Here is a 7,109-nt window from a genome sequence, read left to right as displayed (position 1 = left end):
GCCGACCGGCTCAAGAACGGGCCCGGAGAGGGTGGTTCCGGGGAAGTGCCGGAGGGCGAACTGAACTGAACGGGGCGACGGCCGGCTGATCAACGCAGGTCACAGCGACCGGAGTTCGTCGCGCGGAGTTCACCGGCCGTTCGAGTGGAGGAGCTGTAACGGTCGCTTCGAGGAGGCAACCGTCGCGAGCCGCCGCCGGTCTGAGACTGCGCGGCGCCGGTGCATGCACCGACACGCCGCGCGGTCCGGGACTGCGCGGCGCCGGTGCACCACCGACGCACCGCACTGACCACCCGAACCTTCCGAACCCGAACGAAGGAGTCCACGTGGCATCCCGTGCTCTAGGAACCACCGTGGTCCTCGCCATCACCGTGGCGACCGCCGTGACCACCTTCTCCACCGCCCAGGCCTCGACGCCCGACCGCGCCACGACCTCGGTGTCGGCGTCCGCGAAGGGCGCGGTGCCCACACCGACCCCGCGCCGCGACGACTTCAACGGGGACGGCTACCCGGACCTCGCGTTCACCGCGCCGGGTGCCACGGTCGACGGCAAGGCCAAGGCCGGATACGTGGGTGTGGTGTACGGCTCCGAGAACGGACCGCAGACCTCCACCAAGCAGGTCTTCACCCAGAACTCGCCCGGAATACCGGACGCCGCCGAGATCGGCGACGCGTTCGGCAGTTCGATGGTCTCCGCCGACCTCGACAAGGACGGCTACAGCGACCTCGTGGTCGGCGCGGGCAACGAGCAGAACGGCACGTCCAAGCAGGCCGGTTCGCTCACCGTCATCTGGGGCGGCGAGAAGGGACTGTCCGGCGGCGCGACCCTCCTGACCGGCGATCAGCAGTACGCGGGGATCGGCATCCACACCGCCGTCGGCGACTTCGACGGCGACGGCGCCACGGACGTCGTCACCCTCGGATCGGGCAACATCCACGTCCTGTCCGGCCCGTTCGAGCGCGACGGCAGCGCGGCGGCCCCCGCCCGGGAGATCCCCGACATGGACGATCTGCGCTACACGGACATCGCCGCGGGCGACTTCAACGGCGACGGCCGCGACGACCTGGCCGCCGTCGTCCACGACGGCGACGAGTACGACGCCCGGCGCATCCTCATCCGCAACGGCGGCGCCACCGGCCTCGCCGAGGACTACACCACCGTCAACCGTCCCAATGGCTACCGCCTCCAGGGCGGCGAGACCATCACGGCCGGCCACATCAACGGGGACAAGTACGCCGACCTCGTCGTCGGCCGCATCGTCGAGGGCTACGACAGCGATCTGGACTATCCGCTCGCCCTGGGCGGCATGATCACCTACGTACCGGGCAGCGCCACCGGCCCGCGCGGCGACCGGGCCAAGGTCTTCAACCAGGACAGCGCCGGTGTCCCCGGCGCCGCCGAAGTGCATGACGGATTCGGTGCGTCCCTGTCGATCGGCGACATGAACGGCGACGGCTACGGCGACATCGCCGTCGGCGTCCCCCGGGAGGACATCGGCACGAAGAAGGACGCGGGCTCCGTCCTGGTCCTCCCCGGCACCGCGTCCGGCCCGACCGGGACCGGCACGGTGGGCTTCAACCAGGACACGGCGGACGTCTCCGGGGTGGCCGAGGCCGGCGACCTGTTCGGCGGCGCCGCCAAGCTGGTCGACGCCAACCGCGACGGCCGCAGCGAACTGGCTGTCGGCGCCCCCGGCGAGAACGGCAACGCAGGCTCCCTGTGGGTCTTCCCGACCACGGCGAAGGGCCTGACGGCCACGGGCTCGTTCACCTTCGGCCACGGCACGCTGGGCACCGTGGGAACGGCCGCGACGCTGGGTTCGTCGTTCAACCGCTGACCGAACGGAGCGGGGGTGGGGCCGGCCCCGCCCCCGGAGGCCGGGCAGCGGGCATGTCCCGCCCGTGGACCGCCTTTTGCGGTGAGGCCATGCGCCCCCGCACCGTGCGGCAAGCCCTGCCGGTGCCCCGCTGTCCGCTGCCTTCCGGCCCTGGCGGTCGGCCGGCTACCTGGTCATCGCGCCCCGGCCGGAACGAACGTTTCCCCAGTCGGGACGCCTCACCTCACAGCCGGGGTGGGCCCACCGCCTTGATCGAGGAGGGAGCGCTGCAACGCTGCGGAGTGCCGAGCTCAGACCTTGATGACGGTGACGTGCGCCCCGCACAGGGCGGCGAGGTCCTCTGGGTCCGAGGTCAGGATCGTGGTGGGTCCGGGGGCGGCCAAGGCGGTAGCGCTGAGCATGGCGTCAATGGCGTACTTGTGCCCGTGCAGCCCGGCGTCCGCCAGGAGCGCAGCGGCTCGGCGGGCGATCGGCTCGGTCACCGGCTCGACGATGAGGCGGGACAGCGTCCACTCCAGGGCCGGCCGGTTGACGTGGGGATGGACCACCTCCACGAGAGTGGCGGCGGAGGTGATGACGCGGAGATCGTCGGCGCGGGCCAGGGCGAGCCACGCGGTGACCGTTCGGTCGCGCAGGACGGCCTTGGCCAGTCCCTCGCTGTCCAGGACGAGGGTGCCGCCGGGGGTAGCGGGCGAGCGGTTCACGCGGCGTCCGCTTCACCGTCGGCCTGTTCCTGCCGCGCCTGGTGGAGCTGATCACGCAGCGCCTGGATCTCGTCGTCCGTGATGGGCCCGTGGTCGGCCTCGGCGACCTGGATGAGTTCATTGAGGTTGTCGCGTTCGATCTGGCGGGCGACGGCCGCAGCGACGTAGGCGGACAGTCCGGAGGGGCCGCTGCGGGTCCGGGCGGCTTCCGCGATGTCGCGCGGCATGGTGATCGAGTACTTGCCGGTAGGCTCACTCATGCCCTTCATCCTACCGCGCATCCTCCCGCGCTTGGTTCGGAGTCTCCCGCACGCGAACGGCATCCAGGCCCGTTGGTGCGTCGGCGGCGGAGTCTGCGGTTGGCCCGGTGTGGAGCCGGTGCGGGCGTTGCGTGCGGTCAAGCCGTGAGTCCCCGGGCCGGCTCCGGGTCGCTATAGCAGGCGACGAAAAACCCGCCGCAAGTGATCTTGCGACGGGCTGAGAACGGCGCCTGACGAAATGCGGCGCCCCCGGCAGGACTCGAACCTGCGGCCAAGCGCTTAGAAGGCGCCTGCTCTATCCACTGAGCTACGGGGGCCGGGTGGTGGCCTCGGAGGCCTGGAGCCCTGGGGCCGGGCCGGTCGGTGACCTGCCGGGACAAGGATAGGGCTCCGATCACCTTGTCCTGGTTGCTTCACCTGCGTGGCACGATGTGGAGGTTCGGTGAAGCGAACCGATAATCGCAGGTAGGTGGGATTCGTGCAGCGCTTTTCGCGCCTCGCGCGCCGGGTGTTGTGCACTCGTTATGCCTGCGCCCCACTCATCCCCTCTGTCCCGACTTCATCCCTGGGGGAGAACCGGCGCGCAGAGGTGGCTATACGCTTCAAAAAGGCTCCAAAATTGGGCATTCTTCGCATGTGGTGACCTTGGACGTACGGCCTCAGCTCATCGACGCACTTTCCGCCCTGCGCGACCGTGTCGCTGCCGTGCGTCTTCCACTTCCGCTGCCGGGGGCCGCGCGCGCCCGGCAGACCCGGGGGGAGCTGCTCGCCCAGCTCGACGACTTTCTGCTTCCCCGGCTCAGGGATCCCGAAGCACCCCTGCTCGCGGTCATCGGGGGGTCGACCGGGGCGGGCAAGTCGACGCTGGTCAATTCGCTGGTGGGCCGGCGGGTCAGCGAGGCCGGGGTGCTGCGGCCGACCACCCGGACCCCCGTGCTCGTCTGCCATCCGGATGATCACCACTGGTTCGCGGGGACACGCGTACTGCCGCAGCTGACCCGGGTCTGGCTGCCGCCGGACGAGTCCGGGGGGCCCGGCCGGTGCGGGGACCGCGACGGGCTCGACGGGTGCGAGGAGGACGGGACCGCGTTGCGGGTCGAGACCTCGCCCGGACTGCCGCGCGGGCTCGCCCTGCTCGACGCGCCCGACATCGACTCGCTCGTGGTGCGCAACCGGATGCTGGCGGCCGAGCTGATCTGCGCCGCGGACGTGTGGGTGATGGTGACCACGGCCTCCCGGTACGCGGACGCGGTGCCCTGGCATCTGCTGCGTACCGCCAAGCAGTACGACGCCTCGCTCGTCACCGTCCTCGACCGGGTGCCGCACCAGGTGATCGCCGAGGTGTCGCGGCAGTACGGGGCGCTGCTCACCCGGGCGGGCCTCGGCGAGGTGCCGCGCTTCACCATTCCCGAGCTGCCCGAATCGGCCGGCGGCGGCAACGGGCTGCTGCCCACGACCGCCGTCGCCCCGCTGCGGGCCTGGCTCACCCACCGCGCCCAGGACCCGGCGGCCCGCCAGCAGGCTGTGGGGCGTACGGCGGCCGGGGTCATCGACTCCCTGGACGTACGGATGCCCGAGCTGGCCGGGGCCGTCGCGGCGCAGTACGCGGCGGCTGTGCGGCTGACCGGTGTGGTCGAGGACGCGTACCGCACGGAAGGCGCCCGGGTCCGGCGCAGGCTGCGCAGCGGCGGCGTGCTCGCCGGGGACGCCCGCACCAGATGGCGCGGATACCCGCTGTACAGCACCTCCGGCGAACTCCTCGAAGCGCTGGTCGAAAGCCTTTCCGCGCTCCTCCAGTGCGCCGTGGCCGCCGCCGACGAACAGATCCGCACGACCTGGCAGCGCGATCCCGCGGCCGGGGATTTCGGCTTCGAGGACGTCGGCCGGGAGGCCGGGGGGTGGGGGCCCGCCGAGGACATCCGGGGCCGGACCGCCATGGCCGTACGGCGGTGGTGGCGGGTCCTGGAGGAACTGGCCGAGGAGGAGGCGCGCAACCTGGAACGCAGTGCCGCCCCCGACGCCGAGACCGTGGCCGCGCTGCTGGCCGCCGCACTGCTCGGCGGGCGCCGCACCCGGGGCGCCGGGGAGCAGCTCGCCGAACGGATCGGCGCCCAGGGCGCGCTGCGGCTGCGCGACAAGGGCGGGGCGCTGCTCACCGACTGCCTCGACCGGGTGATGAACGGCGAGCGCGACCGCCGGCTCGCACCGCTCGACGCACTCGACGTGGCCCCGGAGCCGCAGGCCGAACTGATCGCCGCGCTGTCCGTACTGCAGAAGGAGAGGTGGCAGCGATGACTGCCGTCACTGACGAGGGGCCCGGCCGGGTCGGCGGCCCCGCTTCCCACGAGGACCGGGACTTGGACGGGCAGGGCCGGGCCTCCGGGGTGGGCCGGATCCCCGAGGCGGGCCGGGCCTCCGGGACGGGCCGGGAATGGAACGACGGGCTCATTGCCCGGCGGGCGGCCACCAGGGCGGCGGACCCCGAACCCGAAGCCGCCCCGGACGACGACGTACGGCCGCCCCAGGTCGAGGCCTATGTGCCCTCCGGCGGCCCGCTCCGGCCGCGGCTCGACGCGCTGCGCGAACTCATCGGGCTGTCCCGGGCCCGGCTCGACGGGGACACCCTCGCCGAGGCGGGACGGGTGCTCGACGAAGCGGCGGCCCGGCAGCGGCTCTCCTCCCGGCACACCGTCGTCGCCATCGCCGGGGCCACCGGCAGCGGCAAGTCGACGCTCTTCAACACCCTCGCGGGCGCCCAGATCTCCGACACCGGGCTGCGCAGGCCGACCACCGCCGCCCCCCTCGCCTGCTCCTGGACCGACGGGGCGGCCGGACTGCTCGACCGGCTCGCCATCCCCGGCCGGCTCAGGCGCAGGCCGCAGCAGGGCGGCGCGGACGCCGACGAGGCCCTTCAGGGGCTCGTCCTCGTCGACCTGCCCGACCACGACTCGGCGGCGACCGAGCACCGGGAACAGGTCGACCGGGTGCTCGCGCTGGTCGACGCCGTGATCTGGGTCGTCGACCCGGAGAAGTACGCGGACGCGGCTCTGCACGAGCGCTATCTGCGGCCGCTCGCCGGGCACGCCGAGGTCACCTTCGTCGTCCTCAACCAGATCGACCGGCTGCCCGGCGACGCCGCCGACCTGGTCCTCGACGATCTGCGCCGGCTGCTCGACGAGGACGGCATGGCGCTCGGCGAGCACGGCGAACCCGGCGCCACCGTCATGTCCCTGTCCGCGCTCACCGGCGAGGGCGTCGGCGAACTGCGCGAGGTGCTCGGCCGGTTCGTCCAGGAGCGCACCGCGGCGGCGCGCAGACTCTCCGCGGACGTGGACGCCGCCGCGGCCAGGCTCCGCCCGGTGTACGTGGCCGAGGGGCGCCCCGGTCTCGGCGAACGGGCCCGCGAGGAGTTCGCCGACCGGCTGGCGGACGCCGTCGGGGCGGCCGCGGCGGGCCAGGCGGCCGAGCGCGAGTGGCGCAGGAACGCCGGACGGGCCTGCGGTACGCCCTGGCTGCGGCTGTGGCGCTGGTACGAGTCCGTCCGGCGGCCCGGAAGCCTGGAGCGCCCGGCGCTGCCCGAGCCCCCGGAGGAGCAGCTCACCGCCCGCCAGCGCGTCGAGCAGGCGGTACGGGTGGTGGCGGACGAGGCCTCCGACGGGCTGCCGGGCCCCTGGGCGCAGGCGGTCCGCGAGGCCGCGGTGCGCGGTGCTCAGGGACTGCCGGAGGCGCTCGACGGGCTGGCGCAGAGGGCCGGAGCGGAGCGCCCGCCGGGCGGTGCGGCGGTGGTGGCGACGGGGGTGGCCGGGGCCTCCGGGGTGGCGCACAGCGGCCGGGTGGGCGGGAAGCCGCCGAGGCCGAGGTGGTGGCCCGCCGCGGTGCTGGCGCAGGTGTCCATGACGCTGCTGCAGATCTTCGGCGGTCTCTGGCTGGTCGGCCAGATCGTCGGCGTACTCGAACCGGGATACCTCACGCCCGCCCTGGTGATGCTGACCGGGGTCGTCGGCGGCCCCCTGGTGGAGTGGTCGTGCGTGGCCGCGGCGCGTGGGCCGGCGCGACGGTACGGGCAGGAGGCCGAGCGGCAGTTGCGCGAGGCCGCGGCGGCCTGCGGCCGGGCCCGGGTGCTCGATCCGGTGGCCGCTGAACTCGTGCGGTACCGAGAAGTGCGGGAGAGGTACGCGGCGGTGACGGAGATTTCCACAACCGGCGGGTAGTCCACAGGCATCAGCGGGATTCCCGCCTTCCCTTCAACCTGGGATCAGTGACCGCGCGGACGCGAACGCCGGTCCGAAGGCCGAAGGGGAGGCGGA

5 protein-coding genes and 1 tRNA gene are annotated in these 7,109 nt (G+C 73.3%); 3 read left to right on the top strand and 3 right to left on the bottom strand.

Annotated features, from left to right (window positions below):
- The first annotated feature begins 326 nt into the window (after positions 1 to 326).
- Positions 327 to 1,838 (top strand): FG-GAP and VCBS repeat-containing protein, encoded by a 1,512-nt coding sequence (locus ACWCQ6_RS28765; protein WP_451094055.1) that lies wholly within the window; start codon positions 327 to 329, stop codon positions 1,836 to 1,838.
- Positions 1,839 to 2,128: 290 nt separating this feature from the next.
- Here ACWCQ6_RS28765 and ACWCQ6_RS28760 read toward each other — a convergent pair whose 3' ends face one another.
- The 3 genes from ACWCQ6_RS28760 to ACWCQ6_RS28750 form a co-directional block, all read right to left on the bottom strand.
- The gene (locus ACWCQ6_RS28760; RefSeq protein ID WP_451094053.1) at positions 2,129 to 2,542 is read right to left on the bottom strand and encodes a PIN domain-containing protein; all 414 of its coding nucleotides are present in this window, start codon (positions 2,540 to 2,542) and stop codon (positions 2,129 to 2,131) included.
- Positions 2,539 to 2,802 carry a CopG family transcriptional regulator gene (locus tag ACWCQ6_RS28755; RefSeq protein ID WP_451094051.1) on the bottom strand — a complete coding sequence of 88 codons (264 nt, stop codon included), beginning with the start codon at positions 2,800 to 2,802 and terminating at the stop codon, positions 2,539 to 2,541. Before ACWCQ6_RS28755 ends, ACWCQ6_RS28760 begins: the two co-directional genes overlap by 4 nt.
- A 244-nt stretch (positions 2,803 to 3,046) precedes the next feature.
- A tRNA-Arg gene (locus ACWCQ6_RS28750) sits at positions 3,047 to 3,119 on the bottom strand.
- Between the two features lie 328 nt (positions 3,120 to 3,447).
- Between ACWCQ6_RS28750 and ACWCQ6_RS28745 the strand changes: the two genes are divergently transcribed.
- A complete protein-coding gene (locus tag ACWCQ6_RS28745; protein ID WP_451094057.1) occupies positions 3,448 to 5,097 on the top strand; it encodes an ATP-binding protein in 1,650 nt (549 codons plus the stop codon).
- The gene (locus ACWCQ6_RS28740) at positions 5,094 to 7,013 is read left to right on the top strand and encodes a GTPase (RefSeq protein ID WP_451094049.1); all 1,920 of its coding nucleotides are present in this window, start codon (positions 5,094 to 5,096) and stop codon (positions 7,011 to 7,013) included. Before ACWCQ6_RS28745 ends, ACWCQ6_RS28740 begins: the two co-directional genes overlap by 4 nt.
- The last annotated feature ends 96 nt before the right edge of the window (positions 7,014 to 7,109 follow it).

This window comes from Streptomyces sp. NPDC001880, from assembly GCF_053594575.1.
Note: the sequence above shows the minus strand (reverse complement) of the source record. Positions and strands in the feature narration are given on the sequence as shown.